This is a genomic window from Devosia sp. J2-20 (genome assembly GCF_055808475.1).
The window spans coordinates 1,742,712-1,759,243 of sequence record NZ_CM147870.1 but is presented as its reverse complement, the minus strand read 5'-3'; the positions used below and the strand labels follow the sequence as shown (position 1 = coordinate 1,759,243).

The following is a 16,532-nucleotide window of genomic DNA, read 5'->3' as shown; positions in this document are numbered from 1 at the left end:
GCCTCTGGGTCTGTTCTGTCTTTGGTACCACGCCCGGCCCCAATCCCTTGATCCCGCGTATCTTGCTTCCGTCACTGACGGGCCCTGCATCAACGGCGTTGTGCCGTTTTCAAGGAGCCTTTTGCAATGACCAATAGCTTCATAACCACTCCAGACGGCGTCGAACTTTTCTACAAGGATTGGGGTCCGCGCGACGCACAGCCCATCGTATTCCACCATGGCTGGCCGCTCTCGTCCGACGACTGGGATACCCAGATGCTGTATTTTCACAGCCAGGGATATCGGGTCATTGCCCATGACCGTCGCGGCCATGGGCGGTCTACACAAGTATCGGATGGCCACGACATGGAACACTATGTGGCCGATATTGCCGCACTGACGGAAAAACTGAACCTGCGCAACGCCGTCCATATCGGTCACTCGACCGGAGGCGGTGAAGCTGCAGCCTATGTGGCCAGACGCGGCAATGGGCGCGTTGCCAAGCTCATCATGCTCGCCGCTGTCCCACCCATCATGGTCAAGACCGACTCCTATCCCGACGGCCTGCCCATGGAAGTCTTTGACGGCCTGCGGGCGCAACTGGCCGCCAATCGCAGCAAGTTCTACGACGATCTGGCCAGCGGCCCGTTCTATGGCTTCAACCGGCCTGATGCGGTTGTGGATACAGCCTTGGCCCGCAATTGGTGGCGACAGGGCATGATGGGCGGCGCCAAGGCGCACTATGACGGCATCAAGGCCTTTTCAGAAACCGACTTTACCGACGACCTCAAGGCTATCAGCGTCCCGACACTGATTGTGCATGGTGATGACGACCAGATCGTGCCGATCGGCAACTCGGCACACCTGTCAGCAAAGCTGGTCAGCGGTGCCGAACTCAAGGTCTATCCGGGCTATCCACACGGACTGATGACCGTCCATGCCGATATCATCAACCCTGACATGCTGGCCTTCATCCGGTCTTGATCACAACGGGTCCGGCACTGTTGCCAGCGCCGGGCCACCCGCGCTAATTGCGGCGGCTGTGCTTGACGATCTCGATGCTGTGCGTGCGGATCTTCTTGCGCAGCGTATTGCGGTTGAGCCCGAGCAGGTCCGCCGCCTTGATCTGGTTGCCCCCACAGGCATTGAGCGCCATGGCGATCAACGGCGCCTCGACCCGGTCAATCACCCGCTGATAAAGGCCGGGCGGCGGCAGATTGGGCTCATATTCGCGCAGCACATCACCCACATGGGTTTCCACGGCCATCGACACATCCACCGGTCCCGAGGACCCTGTGGCCGTCGGACGATCGGCAATATTGAGTTCGTTCTGCACGATCTCGGCTGAAATGCTTTCATCGGCGTACAGCGCCGAGAGCCGCCGAACCAGATTCTCCAGCTCGCGCACATTGCCCGGCCAGGAATAGTTCTGCATCAGCTTGATGGCCTCGGGCGAAATCGACTTCACCGGCTCGCCCTCGCGCTGCGCAACCTTGAGGAAGTGCAGCGCCAGATCACCGACATCGTCAATGCGTTCGCGCAGCGGTGGCAACCGGATCGGCACCACATTGAGGCGATAGTACAGATCTTCGCGGAACAGGCCCTGGCGGATCATCTGGCTCAGATCACGATGGGTCGCTGCCACGATGCGCACATTGGTCTTGATTGAGCTGCGCCCGCCGACCATCGTGTATTCGCCTTCCTGCAGCACGCGCAGCAGACGGGTCTGGGCATCCATCGGCATGTCGCCGATTTCGTCGAGGAACAGCGTGCCCCCTCCGCCTGCTCAAAACGCCCCGAAGAGCGTGTATTGGCACCGGTAAAGGCACCCTTCTCGTGCCCGAACAGTTCTGCTTCGATCAGGTCGCGCGGAATGGCTGCCATATTGATGGCCACAAACGGCCCGTTCCGGCGCTTGCCGAAATCATGCAGCGCCCGCGCCACCAGTTCCTTGCCCGTGCCGCTCTCGCCGGTGATCATCACCGTCAGATCGGTCTGCATCAGCCGCGCCAGCGCACGATAAATGTCCTGCATCGCGGTGGAGCGACCCACCAGCGGCATGGTTTCACCGGCTTCATCGGCATGACGTTCGGCCTTGGTCGGCTTCTTCGCATCGGCCAGTGCCCGCGCCACCACCGAAAGCACTTCGGTAATGTCGAATGGCTTTGGCAGATATTCATAGGCCCCTACCTCAGACGCCCGAATGGCGGTCATGAAGGTGTTCTGCGCGCTCATCACGATCATCGGCAGATCGGGGCGCAGCTTCTTGATCTTGGGCATCACCTCAAAGGCGTTGCCATCGGGCATCGCCACGTCGGTGATCAGAATGTCACCTTCACCACGGCTGACCCAGTTCCACATGGTCGAGATATTGCCCGTGGGGCGCACCTCATAGCCGGCACGTGTCAGCGCCTGGTTGAGCACCATGCGGATGGCGGCATCGTCATCGGCGAGCAGGACGACATGGCTCATGGTGCCATTCCCTCTTCTTCTGGAACTTGAAAGGCCCCGCTCGCAACGGGAAGCAGAATACGAAATTTGGTCCGACCCGGCCGGCTATCGCAATCGATCACGCCGCCATGGTCACCGACGATCTTGGCCACCAGCGCCAGCCCAAGCCCCGACCCGTTCTGCTTGGTTGTCACGAACGGATCAAACAGGAACGGCAGGATGTCAGCTGGCACGCCCGGCCCATTGTCTTCGATGACAATCTCGAGCGGCAGTGAAATGCGTTCCGACACGCCCATAACGCTGATACGGATGCCCGGACGAAATGCAGTAGAGAACTTGATCTCGGGATTCTGTGTACGATCAAGGGATTCCGAGGCATTCTTCACCAGATTGAGGAAGACCTGGATCAGTTGATCACGATTGCCGAACACCGGTGGCAACGATGGATCATACTCTTCGGAGAACGAAATTCCGCGCGCAACGCCATTGCGCGCCAGCAGCTTCACCCGATCCAGAATGACGTGGATATTGATCGGCTCGCGCTCCATCGGCCGCTCGTCGCCAAACACTTCCACCCGATCAATCAGATGCACGATCCGGTCGGTCTCTTCGCGGATCAGGCGCGCCAGCGGAATTTCGTCGCTACTCACGGTCTGCTCGAGCAGTTGCGCTGCGCCTCGGATACCCGATAGCGGGTTCTTGATTTCATGCGCCAGCATCGACGCCAGCCCCGTCACCGAGCGCGCCGCGCCCCGCGACACCATCTGCCGATCGATCTTGTCGGCCATGGTGCGTTCCTGAATCAGCAGGGCGACCCGGCCATCACTGTCCGAAAGCGGACTGGCGAACACATCGGCAATCCGCTCATCGCCAAAGCGCGAGGAACCGACACGGACGCGGTATTCGGTCATTGGCGCCCGGCGCAATGCCACCGTCTCAACCAGGCTGATGATCGGCGAGCCAAAGGCGATCAGATCATCGAGCCGCTGCCGCGTCAGCACACTCAGCGAAGCGCCAAAGAACGCCTCTGCGGCATAATTCACGAAGACAATCTGTCGATTATCGTCACACACGATAATGGGCTGCGGCAGCGCCTGAATGACCGCAGCCGATGGTACGGATGCTGCAGCTTGTTTCGCTTGTTCAGAACTCATGCTGCGGCCTTCCAGTCGCCCGAAAAAATCTCGCGGATCATGGTCAGAACCTCCGCGGGGGTCTCATTGTTGAGGAAGGCTGTGCGGCTGGGCTTGTCCAGCACGATCCCGGCGGCATCGAGATACCAGCCCAGATGCTTGCGCGCAGCCCGCAGTCCCACGCCAGTGCCATACTCGCTCAGCATGTCTTCATATTGCTCGCAGATCAGCGCCGTCAGCACCTCACCCCGAGGCTGCTCGGGCACATCGTGTCCACTCAACCGGGCGCCAATAGCCCCCACCCGCCAGGGTTGTCCCTGAGCGCCGCGTCCCAGCATGACCGCTGCCGCACCAGACAGCCGCAGGGCCTCCTGCGCCGCATCAGGGTCGGTAATGTCGCCATTGACCACCACAGGCACGTTCACGACCTCTACAACGGCCCGCACCAGTTCCCAGCGCGCCTGTCCCTTGTAGAATTGCTGTCGGGTGCGCCCATGCACCGAAATCATCTGCACGCCAGCATCGACCGCCCGGCGGGCCATCTCGGCCGCGTTGAGACTGTCATCGTCCCATCCCAGTCGCATCTTGACCGTGACCGGCAATGGCGTTGCTGAAACCACGGCGTCCACCAGCGTCATGGCGTGATCGGGCACCCGCATCAGGGCAGACCCGGCAAAGCCATTGGTCACCCGTTTGGATGGGCAGCCGAAGTTGATGTCGATGATATCGGCCCCGGCATCCTGGGCCAGCTTGGCGCCCCGGCGCATCCACTCGGCTTCACAACCGGCGAGTTGCACCATATGCGGCAGCTTTTCCGGCTTGCCCAGGCGGCGCGCCATATCCTTGTTGCCGGTGGCCAGCGCATTGCTGGCGATCATTTCCGACACCACCATACCCGCGCCATAGCGCTCGGCCATCTTGCGGAATGACCGGTCAGTGATCCCGGCCATGGGCGCGAGAAAAGCATTATTGCGGACCGAATGGCCGCCGATGCTCAACTTGCAGGCATCTACCGACAAAACACTGCCCCAGAAATGATCATCGTTACAAATATGCCCGCACAATAGTCAAAACCCATGCCCGCGCAATCCCTTATCTGGGCATTGCCAGCGTTCAGCAGCCCTGCACTTGCCGCATAGGACCACCGACGCTAGACCACCTTAATGTGACTGCTTCTTGTCCGAGTTTCTGCCCGCCATGCGTCCAAAAACAATTGCCGTTATCATCGTGGCTGCCGGCAAGGGCGAACGCGCCGCAGCGACCGGCATCCCCGATCCCAAACAATATCGCACCATTGGCGGCAAACCGGTCCTGACCCGCACCATTGCGGCCTTTCTCGCGGTGCCGGAAGTCACCAAGATCGTCACCATCATCCATCCCGATCATGGTGACCGCTATGCCGCGCTTGGCCTTAAGGATGACCGTTTATTGCCTCCCGTAGTCGGCGGGGCATCGCGACAGGCCTCGGTACTGGCCGGGCTCAAGGCCTTGGCGCCAGCCCGGCCTGATCTGGTGCTGATTCAGGACGCTGCACGCCCCTTTGCCAGCGCAAGGCTGATTGGTGATGTCATTGCCGCGCTCAGCCAGTCTGAGGGTGCCCTGCCCACCTTGCCCGTCACCGACACCATAAAGCGCTCGCTTGATGGCACTCAGGTCAGCACGACCGAAGACCGCAACCAGCTCTTTGCCGCGCAGACCCCGCAGGGCTTCCGTTTCGGCCAGATCTTTTCGGCCCATATGCGCGCCGCCACCGTGCCGCGCCAGTTTACCGACGATGCCGAGATTGCCGAATGGGCCGGCCTGCGTGTCGCCATGGTCGCCGGCGAGCGCAGCAATATCAAGATTACCCACCCCGACGACTTCGCCCACGCCGAACGTATTCTGACTGGAGACCTCGCTATGGAAACCCGCATCGGCACCGGCTTTGACGTGCACTCATTTGAACCCGGCGACCATGTCTGGCTCGGCGGCGTCCGCATTCCCTACAAGTTCAAGCTTAACGGCCACTCCGATTCAGACGTCGCCCTGCATGCCTTGACGGACGCCATTTATGGCGCCATCGGCGCTGGCGATATCGGCGTGCACTTTCCACCCTCCGATATGCAGTGGAAAGGCGCAGCCTCCACCTTGTTCCTCAAGCACGCTGGCGAACTGGTCGCCAAGGCCAGCGGCCGCATCGTCAATCTCGACGTGACAATTGTCTGCGAAGGACCCAAGATCGCGCCACACGTGCCGGCAATGCGCACTGTCATTGCCGAAACACTTGGGATCGCGTCATCGCGGATCGCGGTCAAGGCAACGACAAGCGAGAAGCTCGGGTTCACCGGGCGGGAGGAAGGTATCGTGGCTATGGCAAGCGCAAGCATTGAAGTGCCGAGGGTTGACTGATGACAACCAAAACAGCCGCAACACCCACTGACCCTGCACAGCAGGTCATCGAACTGCTCACGGCCGCCAAAAAGTCCATTGTGACGGCCGAAAGCTGCACTGGCGGCCTTGTCGCCGCCGCGCTCACCGATGTGCCCGGCGCCTCAAAGGCGTTCTTTGGCGGATACATTACCTACGCCAATGACGCCAAGGCCCGCATGATCCATGTGCAGGCCCGCCTGATCCGTGACTATGGCGCTGTCAGCAACCAGGTCGCCCGTGCCATGGCCGACGGCGCCCGCAACACCGCCCACGCCGATTTCGCCGTCGCGGTCACCGGCATTGCCGGCCCCGATGGTGGCTCTGAAAAGAAGCCGGTCGGTCTGGTCTATGTGGCGGTCTCGTCCGAACTGGCCACCGTGGTCATCGAACACCGTTTTGGCGATCTCGGACGCGCCGAAATTCGCCAGGCCAGCGTCAATGCCGCACTTGATCTGGTGGTCGAGGTTCTCACCGGAACGCAGGACTAAACGGGCCCAGCCGCGCTCGGGGCTAGTTCCCGAAGCGCCGGTCTGCCTCGTCGCAGAACGCCTGCATGATCTCTTCCTGCTTGGCCGCAAAGGCCGGCTCGGCCACGGCTGCCACGAAGGGATTGGATATCTTGAAGTCGATTTCGAAGCGCACCCGCGTGCCCATGCCCTCGGCCTCAAAGCGCCAGACACTATCGAGATAGGAAAACGGGCCATCGACGGCCTTGGCCGAAATGGTCAGTGCCTCGGGATCGCTGGTCACCCGGCTGGTATAGGCCTGGGTGATAGGTCCGAAATTCAACGTCATCTTGGCCAGTTGCACATTGGGCGATCCCGCTGCCGGATCTGGCCGCACGTCCATCGCCTTGCAGTTGGGGATGAAGCGCGGATAGTCCGGCAGATCTGACACGATCTGAAACATGCGCTGCGGCAGATGCGGCACATGCCGCTCGAAGAAGCGTTTCATCAGTGACCCAGCTTTGCCATCCGGGCCGCCTTGAGCGCGGCAAAGTCTTCACCGGCATGATGCGAAGAGCGGGTCAGCGGGCTCGATGAAACCAGCGAGAACCCCTTGGCCGTCGCCACCGTCGCATAGGACTTGAACTCGTCCGGCGTCACAAAGCGGATCAGCGGCGTATGCTTTTTGGTGGGCTGCAGATACTGGCCGATGGTCAGGAAATCCACCTCTGCAGAGCGCAAATCATCCATCAGTTGCAGCACTTCATTCCGCTCCTCGCCCAGCCCGACCATGATGCCCGATTTGGTGAACATGGTGGGGTCGAGTTCCTTGACCCGCTGCAGCAGACGGATTGAGTGGAAATAGCGCGCGCCAGGGCGCACCTTGAGATATTTCGAGGGAACGGTTTCCAGATTGTGGTTGAACACGTCTGGCTTGGCCGCCACCACCACTTCGAGCGCACCATCCTTGCGCAGGAAGTCCGGTGTCAGGATTTCAATAGTGGTCTTGGGATTACGGGCCCGGATCGCCAGGATCACGTCGGCAAAGTGCTGCGCCCCGCCATCGGCCAGGTCATCCCGGTCCACCGAGGTGATCACCACATGCTCAAGCCCAAGCTTTTCGACCGCACTGGCGACCTTTTCCGGCTCACTGGCATCGAGCGGACCGGGCATGCCGGTACGCACATTGCAGAAGGCGCAGGCGCGCGTGCAGATTTCGCCCATGATCATCATGGTCGCGTGCTTCTTGCTCCAGCACTCGCCAATATTGGGGCAGCCGGCCTCCTCGCACACCGTCACCAGCCCGTGCTCACGCACGATCTGCTGGGTCTCCTTGTAAACCGGCGAACCCGGCGCCTTGACGCGGATCCAGTCCGGCTTGCGCAGCACCACGCTGTCAGGCCTGTTGGCCTTTTCGGGGTGGCGTGGCTTGAGCGCGGAATTGTCGATCAGTGTGACCAAGGGATGTCCTGACTTCTAAGCAATCAGCCGTGCCAGCAGCACGACTATGATGGCGCCGACCGTTGAGGTCACGATCTGCCGCAGCAGTTCGTTGCGGATACCAAGATTGATCCGCAGCGCGTTGAACAGATATCCCCCCACGAAGGAACCGACCACACCGCTCACCAGATAGGTGATCAGCCCGCCGCCACCAACGATCAGACTGGCCAGAAACCCTGCCAGCAGGCCGATGCCGATAAACATCAGCGCCGATCGATTATTGTTCTGACCCATTGTAAAGCCGCCGCCTGTGGTTTGTCGTTCCGGTAGTGCCATATTCAGTCCCCCTGAAGTTGTCGGTGAGATATTGCGTCTCGCCTGCCCTGCTTCAAGGCTTCCCAGATGTTTACCTGCGCTACGCCGAGGCCATGACGTCGGCGATTTCAATCCATTCGCCGCCACGTGCGGCCGACTGGATGGTCGCCTGCACCAGCGCCAGCGAATGCAGATTGTCCTCGCCCGAGCTGAACCGCGCCGGCGCAGCACCCGTCTCGATGGTCTTGGCGATCGCTCCCAGCGTCCCCATGCGGTCTGCCAGCGCAACATCGGCCAGTGCCACGGGCACCGCATCACCATCCCGTTCGCGCAGCGCCAGCCGGTCCGGCCCCGCCTTGCCCATGAAATGATCGCGCGAGCTCCAGATGATCTCGCCATCAGAGCAATCCATGGTCCACTCCCCCGACCACGGTGTCACCGGCCCGCTGCTCATCCACGACCCCCGATAGGAAACGATCGTCCCCTTTTCGAATTCCAGCGTCGCCACCCCGATCGGATGATGCCCGAACGGGCTGGCGGGCGGGTTCCAGGTGCGGCACGATACGCGCTTGGGCTCGTCACCGAGCACCATGCGCATCAGATCGAAGTGATGGATCGACATGTCCGCCAGCAGCGGATCAGGCATATCCCAGTAGCGATAGCCCTGGCTGGGCGCATGGCGCCTGAAGTCGATCGACACCAGATTGACCGGCCCGAACTTCTGCGCCCCGATCAGCTCGGCCACGGCGATGGGTGCAGACTGGAAGCGATAGTTCTGGCTGACCATCAGCACCCGGCCCTTGGCTTTGGCCAATGCCACCAGTTCCTTTGCCTGGGCGATGGTCGAGGCGAACGGCTTCTCCACGAGCACATTGAGCCCCAGTTCCAGGGCCTGCTTGACCACCGGATAGTGCGCTTCGGTCCGCAGCGTGCAGATCGCCAGATCCGCATCAACTGCCGCGACCGCATCGTCCAGGCTCAAAAAGCAGCTCTTGGCGTCGATCCCCAGTTCGTCCTGTACCCGATTGGTGGCGTCAGGATTAGAATCCACATACCCCACCATCTCAACAGTGGGAACATTGGGGATAACGTCCTTGGTCCAGCTGAATCCCCAGTGTCCCAGACCGATTTGTATCGCTTTGACCATGTGGATAACTTTCTGAAAACCTGTGGATAGGCAGTGGAAAACGTCGGGCGCTACATGTTCAGCGCGCGACCATAGGCATCCAGCACACTTTCCTTCATCGTCTCGCTCAGCGTGGGATGCGGGAAGATGGTGTGCATCAGTTCTTCCTCGGTGGTCTCGAGGTTCATCGCCACCACAAAGCCCTGGATCAACTCGGTCACTTCGGCACCGATCATGTGGGCACCCAGCAATTCGCCGGTCTTGGCATCAAAGATCGTCTTGACCAGCCCGTCAGGCTCGCCCAGCGCAATCGCCTTGCCATTGCCGATGAACGGGAAGCGGCCAACCTTGATCTCACGACCGGCTTCCTTGGCCTTGGCTTCGGTCAGACCGACGCTGGCCACTTGCGGCTCGCAATAGGTACAACCAGGCACCAGCAGCTTGTTGAGCCCGTGCACCTTCATGCCGGCGATCTTTTCGACTGTAATCACGGCCTCATGCTCGGCCTTGTGCGCCAGCATGGGTGGACCGGCCACATCGCCAATCGCCCAGATGCCATCGACATTGGTCTTGCCGTAGCCGTCGATAACAATGGCGCCGCGCTCGGTTTTGACCCCGACCTTCTCCAGGCCGATACCCTCGATATTGCACATCACGCCAATCGCCGAGATCAGCTTGTCGCCAGCAATTTGCTGCTTCTCGCCTGATTTCAGCTCGACATGGGCAATCACGCCATCCTTGGTCTTTTCAACCTTGGCAACCTTGGCCTCGGTCATGATCTTGATGCCGCGCTTTTCCAGCCGCTTGCGGGCCAGGGCAGAAATTTCGGCGTCTTCGACCGGCATGATCTGCGGCAGCAATTCAATGATGGTCACCTCGGCGCCCATCGAGCGGTAGAACGAGGCAAACTCCACGCCAATGGCGCCCGAACCCATCACCACCAGCGATTTGGGCATCGCGGCGGGCTTCATGGCTTCGAAATAGGTCCAGATCTTGTCGCCATCAGGCTCGATACCGGGCAGCACGCGGGGCCGCGCACCGGTTGCGATAATGATGTTCTTGGCCTTGTAGGTGCCTTCGCCCAGCGCATTCTTGGGCACAGGGCCCTGCGGCTCGACGATCTTCTTCTTGGTCGGCGCGACTTTGACCTCACCAGGCTTGGTGATTTCGGCCTCGCCCCAGATGATGTCGATCTTGTTCTTCTTCATCAGGAACTGCACGCCATTGTTCATCTGCGCCGCAATGGCGCGCGAACGCTTGACCACACCGTCAATATCGAAGCCGAATTTCTCGGCGGTCAGCCCGTAATCCTTGGCATGGCTCATATGGCCATAGACTTCGGCAGAGCGCAGCAGCGCCTTGGTCGGGATACAGCCCCAGTTCGAGCAGATGCCAGCCATATGCTCGCGCTCGATAATGCCCACCTTCATGCCCAGCTGCGCGCCACGGATCGCGGCAACATAACCGCCGGGACCGGCGCCGATAACGAGAAGGTCGTATTGGTCAGCCATTTGGGCCTCCAGAATAGTCGATGAAGCGGGTCAGAGACCCAACATGGATGTAACGACAGGCACCAGGGCCTCGCCGATCGCCCGCGTATTCTTTGCGTCCAGATGAACGCCGTCTTCAGGATCGGCAACGGCCACCGTCGAAGCGTCAAAAAAGCCGGTATCAAGCTCTTCGGCCCGCCGCGCATAATGGGCCGCAAACTGGCTCGATTGTTCGAGCCCGTGCGTATAGCCACCGAAGTGACCCATCATGTCGGCGTTCTCGCTCTCGCAAACCAGCGGTGGCGCCACCAGCATGATCTTGGGGGCCGTTTCGCCCTTGCCCGCGTAGTGACCACGCACAACATGCACCAGCCGGCGCATGCCAAACGAGGCTTCTAGCGCCGAGCCGCAAATGGCAGGCTTGAGGTCATTGGTCCCCAGCATGATGATCACCAGGTCCAGCGGACTGTGGCTTTCCAGCAGCGTGGGCAGAATGCGGGCGCCATTGCGGTCCGCATTGGCGTACCAGTCATCCGACGCCGTCGTGCGACCACCAAGGCCTTCGGCGATCACCCGCGCCTTGCCGGCAAGGCCGGCTTCAAGCGCGCTGGGCCAGCGATCCGTAAAAGCGTGCCGCGGACCACCAGTCGGATTGGCCCCGAAAGTCAGGCTGTCGCCATAGGCCAGAATGGTTTTCATGTCCCTGCCCCTAGGCCAGCATCATGACGGGGTTTTCGATCAGCCCCTTGAACACGCCGAGCAGTTCAGCGCCCAGAGCCCCGTCAACCGCGCGGTGATCGCAGCTCAGCGTCACCGTCATGAAGTTGCCGATCTTGATCTCACCCTTGTCGGGGAAAACGCGTTCTTCGCCAACGCCCACGGCCAGGATCGTACCATGGGGCGGATTGATCACTGCCGCAAAATTGGTGATCCCGAACATGCCCAGATTGGACACCGAGGAAGCCCCGCCCTGATATTCATGCGGCGCCAGCTTCTTGGACTTCGCGCGCGTTGCAAGGTCTTTCACCTTGTCGGAAATCTCGCGCAGGCTGAGCGTATCGCAGCTCTTGACCACGGGCGTGAACAGCCCACCGGGCACCGCCACGGCAACCGCAACGTCGCTGCGCTTGTGATACAAAATGCTGTCGCCAGCCCAGGTCGCATTGGCCAGCGGCACGCGCTGCAGCGCGACGGCCCACGCCTTCATCACGAAGTCATTGACCGAGAGCTTGTAGGCAGGCTTGCCTTCCTTGCTCTTGGGCGCCTGTGCATTGATCTGCGCCCGCGCGTCGAGCAGCGCGTCAATCCGGCAATCCAGCGTCAGGTAGAAGTGCGGCACGGTCTGCTTGGATTCGGTCAGGCGCGCAGCAACGACCTTGCGCATACCATCATTGGGCACCAGTTCGTAACTGCCCTCTTCATACAGCGCGATAACCTGTTCCTTGCTCATGCCACCGGCAGGTGCAGCCGCACCAACCGAAGCGCCAGCAGCGGACGCGGCAGCCTTGAGCGGGGTCTTGCCCGACTTGGCCGCTTCCACGTCCGTTTTGACCACGCGACCTTTGGGACCGGTGCCGGAAACGGCGGCAACATCAATCCCCGCTTCCTTGGCCAGACGGCGCGCCAGCGGCGAGGCGAACACCTTGCCACCAGCCGGCTTGGCGGGAGCCGGCGCAGGGTCGGCCTTGGCCGTGGGCGCGGTCTGGGTAGCCGCATCTGCCCGCATGATCGTGCCGGCATCCTTGGCAGGTTCTGCCGCCTTGGGGGCTTCAGCTTTCGGCGTTTCAGCCTTGGGAGCCTCGGCCTTGGGCGCAGCAGCCATGTCGTCGGCGCTTTCGCCTTCCTGCAACAGCACAGCAATCACGGCATTGACCTTCACATTGTCAGTGCCTTCGGCAACCATGATCTTGCCGATCTTACCCTCATCGACGGCCTCGACTTCCATGGTGGCCTTGTCGGTCTCAATTTCGGCGATCACGTCACCCGAGGAGACGCTGTCGCCCTCCTTGACGTGCCACTTGGCAAGCTTGCCCTCTTCCATCGTGGGAGAGAGCGCCGGCATGGTGATATCAATCGGCATCCCAAATCTCCTTACGAACGGTAGGTGACGGCGTTCACCGCCGCGATGACTTCATCGACATTGGGCAGCGCCAGCTTTTCGAGGTTGGCAGCATAGGGCATCGGCACATCCTTGCCGGTCACGCGCATCACGGGCGCATCCAGATAGTCAAACGCCTGTTCCATCACCCGCGCAGACAGCTCGGCGCCGATGCCACCCTGTGGCCAGCCCTCTTCAACCGTCACCAGACGGCCGGTCTTCTTGACCGACTCGATGACCGTATCACTGTCCAGCGGCCGCAGCGTGCGCAGGTCGATCAATTCGACATCGACACCAGCCGCCACCAGCTTCTCGGTGGCCTGGGTCGCATAACGCATACCCATGGAGAACGATACGATGGTCACATCGGCACCCTTGCGGGCAATGCGCGCCTTGCCGATTGGCAATACGAAGTCATCGACCTTGGGCACCAGTCCGGTTGAACCGTACAAAATCTCGTTTTCGAGGAAGATCACCGGATTGGGCGAGCGAATGGCCGCCTTGAGCAGGCCCTTGGCATCAGCCGCGCTATAGGGCGCGATCACTGTCAGACCGGGCACATGCGCATACCAGCTCGAATAGTCCTGGCTATGCTGCGCGCCAACACGCGATGCCACACCATTGGGACCACGGAACACCATGGGCGCGGTCACCTGACCGCCCGACATGTAAAGCTGCTTGGCAGCCGAGTTGATGATCTGGTCGATTGCCTGCATGGCAAAGTTCCAGGTCATGAATTCAACGATTGGCTTAAGACCGGCAAACGCCGCACCAACAGCCAGACCGGCAAAGCCGTGCTCGGTAATCGGCGTGTCAATAACGCGCTCAGGACCGAATTCCTGCAGCAGGTTCTGGGTGATCTTGTAGGCGCCCTGATATTCAGCGACCTCCTCACCCATCACGAACACGTCCTTGTCGCGGCGCAGCTCTTCGGCCATCGCCTCGTTCAGCGCCTGGCGCACGGTCATCTCGACCATCTCGACGCCTTCGGGCAAATCGGGATCATCTTGGGCCACGAACTTGGGGGCTTCGGCCGCAGCCGGCGCCTTGGCTTCAGCGGGCACGCTGGCCTGTTCGCTGGCGGCGCTCTCGGCCTTGGGATCAGCCGACGCTGTCTGTTCAGCGACCTTGGGCGTTGTTTCCCCGGCCTCTTCGCCTTCACCGAGCACCAGAGCGATCGGTGTATTGACCTTTACGCCTTCAGTGCCTTCCTCGATCATCAATTCCTTGACGACGCCGCTATCGACCGACTCGACTTCCATAGTCGCCTTGTCGGTCTCGATCTCAGCCAGCACATCGCCGGGCGCGACGGTATCACCGACCTTGACCAGCCATTTGGAGAGTTTTCCCTCTTCCATCGTGGGCGACAGCGCGGGCATCAGGATTTGAGGCATATCAGCTCTCCGAAAGAGGAACGCCGGGCATGGCCACACGGCGAAGGTCAGTATTGAAGGCGTATTCGGCGGGATTGATCCGCGGATCGTTGATCAGCCGGGACGTGATGGAAGCCTGCGCTCCTGAACCCTGATTGACCGCCCATCCGCTGAGCATCACACCCAGCACGATGAAAACAAGAAAGGCGATGGCGGCACGCTTGTAGATCTCGACATTGCTTGCCGCAGCCGGACCAGCCTTGGCCTGCACGGCAGCGAACTTCCACCACCCCAGCACCATGAATGAACCCAAACGCTCACCCACGGGCGCCTGCTGCACCATCATCACGGCCTGCCAGATCGCCACCAATAGTGACAGAATGGCAAAGACTGCAATGACACCAAGCAGCACGCTCATCTTTTGGTCCCTTAGGCGCTGATAGTGATATCAGTCCACAGTTCCGCGGGATCGGGCTCGGCATCATTGGTCGCGAACTCGGCAGCCTCGGTCACAATGGCCCGGATCTCGACCTCGATCGCCTTGAGCGATTCTTCGGTCTGCGCACCCGATTCGAGCAGGCGAGCCTTCACCTGCTCGATGGGATCGCGTTCCTGCCGGTACTTGGTCACTTCGTCCTTGGTGCGATATTTCGCCGGATCGGACATTGAGTGACCACGATAGCGATAGGTCAGCATCTCGAGAATGTACGGACCCTTGCCCGACCGGGCATATTCGATGGCGCGCTGGGCAGCATCATGCACCATGCGCACATCCATGCCGTCCACCTGCTCGCCCGGAATATCGAACGACGCGCCGCGCATGGAGAAATCGGTCGCCGCCGCAGCGCGCTCGATCGATGTGCCCATGGCATATTTGTTGTTTTCGATGATGAACACGACCGGCAGCTTCCACAGCTTGGCCATGTTGAAGCTCTCATAGACCTGGCCCTGATTGGCCGCGCCGTCGCCGAAATAGGCCAGCGACACCGAATTGTCGCCACGGTACTTGGCCGCAAAGGCCAGCCCGGTGCCCAGCGAAACCTGCGCACCCACAATGCCGTTACCGCCATAAAAGCGATGTTCATTGGAGAACATGTGCATCGAGCCGCCCTTGCCGCGCGACAGTCCGCCCTGGCGACCGGTCAGCTCAGCCATCACACCCTTGGGATCAAGACCCATCACCAGCATGTGTCCGTGGTCACGATAGCCGGTGATCTGAGCATCCTTGCCCTTTTCGGAGGCCATGGTGATACCGGTGACCACAGCTTCCTGGCCGATATAGAGGTGACAGAACCCACCGATCAGGCCCATGCCATACATCTGGCCGGCCTTCTCTTCAAAACGCCGGATCAGCAGCATCTCGCGATACGCTTCGAGCTCCTGCTCTGGCGTGAACTGGGGGACATTGGATTGCGTCTTGGCTTTGGTAGCCACAGCTTTACGCGCCATAGAGAACGCTCCGCATCGGAATGAAATTGCCGCTTCGGCCAGTTTGGCCACAGATGCGCACCCTAACGCAAGCGAGCGAGAAAAAGCAATGCTCTTGCATCACCCACAGAAAAGCCTAAAGCGTTGAATCCGCTTCGATTATAGCTGTTAACTCGTCTGTGGCTAATTCTTGGAATTTACTGGAAATGGGTTTACCGCTGCGCGGATCAACCATGACGATAATATCGTCCACATTCGCCATATTGAGCAGGGAACGTGCCCTTTCCGTGACGATGTCGGGATCAAGGCGCCGCGGGTCCATCAGTGTGGCGCGGTGGCGGTAATCATCGATTTCGGCCTGCAGCGCCGAGGACTTCGCCTTGAGCTGATCGATATCGAGCAGGATCTCGGCACGGTTCTCAATACCGAACTGCCCGCCAATGGCCGAGAAGCCCAGATAACCCTGAAACCCCAGCAGCGCGACGGTCAAGGCAAGTGGGCGCCAGATGGCAGGGCGTTTGAGGCGAGTGGTGGACATAAGGGGCGAACCAGAATTGAACGCTCCCACTTTGCCCGACAAGGGCTTAACGCCCCGTTGCGAACCGACAAATGCGTCGCAGCACGCAGTCGGCGCAGTCAAGTCGTTACAGACCCGACGGGAATACGCCCACCAGTACGGCGGCTACGAACAGCCAGCACAGGGCTGCCAGCACCATGATCACCAGAAATGGCCGCTCTCGCAGCCAGGCAACGCCCGCACCGGCATTGGTCCCGCGACCCACAAGGCTCTCGTACATTTTTCCCAACACAACGCACCTCTTGATATTGTTTGTCTGTAAACACG

At 60.6% G+C, this 16,532-nt stretch carries 17 protein-coding genes and 1 pseudogene; 3 read left to right on the top strand and 15 right to left on the bottom strand.

Translation table 11 applies throughout. The annotated features are described in order from the left end of the window. Positions 1–126 precede the first annotated feature (126 nt). Positions 127–963, top strand: coding sequence for an alpha/beta fold hydrolase (locus AC0L37_RS08620; protein WP_282221425.1), 837 nt, complete (start codon positions 127–129; stop codon positions 961–963). A 43-nt stretch (positions 964–1,006) separates the two neighbouring features. Here AC0L37_RS08620 and ntrC read toward each other — a convergent pair. From ntrC to dusB, 3 genes and pseudogenes are all read right to left on the bottom strand, one after another. Next, positions 1,007–2,451: pseudogene (ntrC, locus tag AC0L37_RS08615) on the bottom strand (nitrogen regulation protein NR(I)). Next, entirely contained in the window at positions 2,448–3,584 is a 1,137-nt protein-coding gene (locus tag AC0L37_RS08610) for a two-component system sensor histidine kinase NtrB (protein ID WP_212657971.1), read from the bottom strand. The pseudogene ntrC and the gene AC0L37_RS08610 overlap by 4 nt, the downstream one beginning before the upstream one ends. Then, positions 3,581–4,561 carry a tRNA dihydrouridine synthase DusB gene (dusB, locus tag AC0L37_RS08605; RefSeq protein ID WP_282221426.1) on the bottom strand — a complete coding sequence of 327 codons (981 nt, stop codon included), beginning with the start codon at positions 4,559–4,561 and terminating at the stop codon, positions 3,581–3,583. Before dusB ends, AC0L37_RS08610 begins: the two co-directional genes overlap by 4 nt. A gap of 178 nt (positions 4,562–4,739) precedes the next feature. Here dusB and AC0L37_RS08600 point away from each other — a divergent pair, with 178 nt between their 5' ends. Both AC0L37_RS08600 and AC0L37_RS08595 read left to right on the top strand, forming a co-directional pair. Continuing rightward, on the top strand, positions 4,740–5,951 hold the full coding sequence (locus AC0L37_RS08600) for a bifunctional 2-C-methyl-D-erythritol 4-phosphate cytidylyltransferase/2-C-methyl-D-erythritol 2,4-cyclodiphosphate synthase (protein ID WP_348984703.1): 1,212 nt from the start codon (positions 4,740–4,742) through the stop codon (positions 5,949–5,951). Then, complete coding sequence (locus AC0L37_RS08595) at positions 5,951–6,460, top strand: CinA family protein (RefSeq protein ID WP_212657969.1); 510 nt, start codon at positions 5,951–5,953, stop codon at positions 6,458–6,460. The genes AC0L37_RS08600 and AC0L37_RS08595 overlap by 1 nt, the downstream gene beginning before the upstream one ends. A gap of 22 nt (positions 6,461–6,482) precedes the next feature. Here the strand turns inward: AC0L37_RS08595 and AC0L37_RS08590 are convergent, their stop codons facing one another. The 12 genes from AC0L37_RS08590 to AC0L37_RS08535 all read right to left on the bottom strand — a co-directional run bounded on the left by AC0L37_RS08590 (position 6,483) and on the right by AC0L37_RS08535 (position 16,497). After that, positions 6,483–6,926, bottom strand: a complete 444-nt coding sequence (locus AC0L37_RS08590; protein WP_282221427.1) for a type II toxin-antitoxin system RatA family toxin — start codon at positions 6,924–6,926, stop codon at positions 6,483–6,485. After that, positions 6,926–7,879: a lipoyl synthase gene (gene lipA, locus AC0L37_RS08585; protein WP_212657967.1), complete on the bottom strand. Its 954-nt coding sequence runs from the start codon at positions 7,877–7,879 to the stop codon at positions 6,926–6,928. Before lipA ends, AC0L37_RS08590 begins: the two co-directional genes overlap by 1 nt. Positions 7,880–7,894: 15 nt before the next feature. Continuing rightward, a complete protein-coding gene (locus AC0L37_RS08580) occupies positions 7,895–8,152 on the bottom strand; it encodes a GlsB/YeaQ/YmgE family stress response membrane protein (protein ID WP_212659135.1) in 258 nt (85 codons plus the stop codon). Between the two features lie 121 nt (positions 8,153–8,273). Then, positions 8,274–9,320: a Gfo/Idh/MocA family protein gene (locus AC0L37_RS08575; RefSeq protein WP_282221428.1), complete on the bottom strand. Its 1,047-nt coding sequence runs from the start codon at positions 9,318–9,320 to the stop codon at positions 8,274–8,276. Positions 9,321–9,370: 50 nt separating this feature from the next. Beyond that, positions 9,371–10,810 (bottom strand): dihydrolipoyl dehydrogenase, encoded by a 1,440-nt coding sequence (gene lpdA / locus AC0L37_RS08570; protein WP_212657965.1) that lies wholly within the window; start codon positions 10,808–10,810, stop codon positions 9,371–9,373. Positions 10,811–10,840: 30 nt separating this feature from the next. Beyond that, positions 10,841–11,488, bottom strand: coding sequence for an SGNH/GDSL hydrolase family protein (locus AC0L37_RS08565; protein WP_269368477.1), 648 nt, complete (start codon positions 11,486–11,488; stop codon positions 10,841–10,843). Between the two features lie 10 nt (positions 11,489–11,498). After that, entirely contained in the window at positions 11,499–12,869 is a 1,371-nt protein-coding gene (locus tag AC0L37_RS08560) for a pyruvate dehydrogenase complex dihydrolipoamide acetyltransferase (RefSeq protein WP_282221429.1), read from the bottom strand. An 11-nt stretch (positions 12,870–12,880) separates the two neighbouring features. Next, positions 12,881–14,281: a pyruvate dehydrogenase complex E1 component subunit beta gene (locus tag AC0L37_RS08555; RefSeq protein ID WP_282221430.1), complete on the bottom strand. Its 1,401-nt coding sequence runs from the start codon at positions 14,279–14,281 to the stop codon at positions 12,881–12,883. A gap of 1 nt (position 14,282) precedes the next feature. Next, positions 14,283–14,678 (bottom strand): hypothetical protein, encoded by a 396-nt coding sequence (locus tag AC0L37_RS08550; protein ID WP_282221431.1) that lies wholly within the window; start codon positions 14,676–14,678, stop codon positions 14,283–14,285. Between the two features lie 11 nt (positions 14,679–14,689). Then, the gene (gene pdhA / locus AC0L37_RS08545) at positions 14,690–15,709 is read right to left on the bottom strand and encodes a pyruvate dehydrogenase (acetyl-transferring) E1 component subunit alpha (protein ID WP_473315146.1); all 1,020 of its coding nucleotides are present in this window, start codon (positions 15,707–15,709) and stop codon (positions 14,690–14,692) included. Between the two features lie 115 nt (positions 15,710–15,824). Next, positions 15,825–16,178, bottom strand: a complete 354-nt coding sequence (locus tag AC0L37_RS08540; protein WP_282221432.1) for an FtsB family cell division protein — start codon at positions 16,176–16,178, stop codon at positions 15,825–15,827. 154 nt (positions 16,179–16,332) lie between these two features. Next, positions 16,333–16,497 (bottom strand): hypothetical protein, encoded by a 165-nt coding sequence (locus tag AC0L37_RS08535; RefSeq protein ID WP_282221433.1) that lies wholly within the window; start codon positions 16,495–16,497, stop codon positions 16,333–16,335. Between the last annotated feature and the right edge of the window lie 35 nt (positions 16,498–16,532).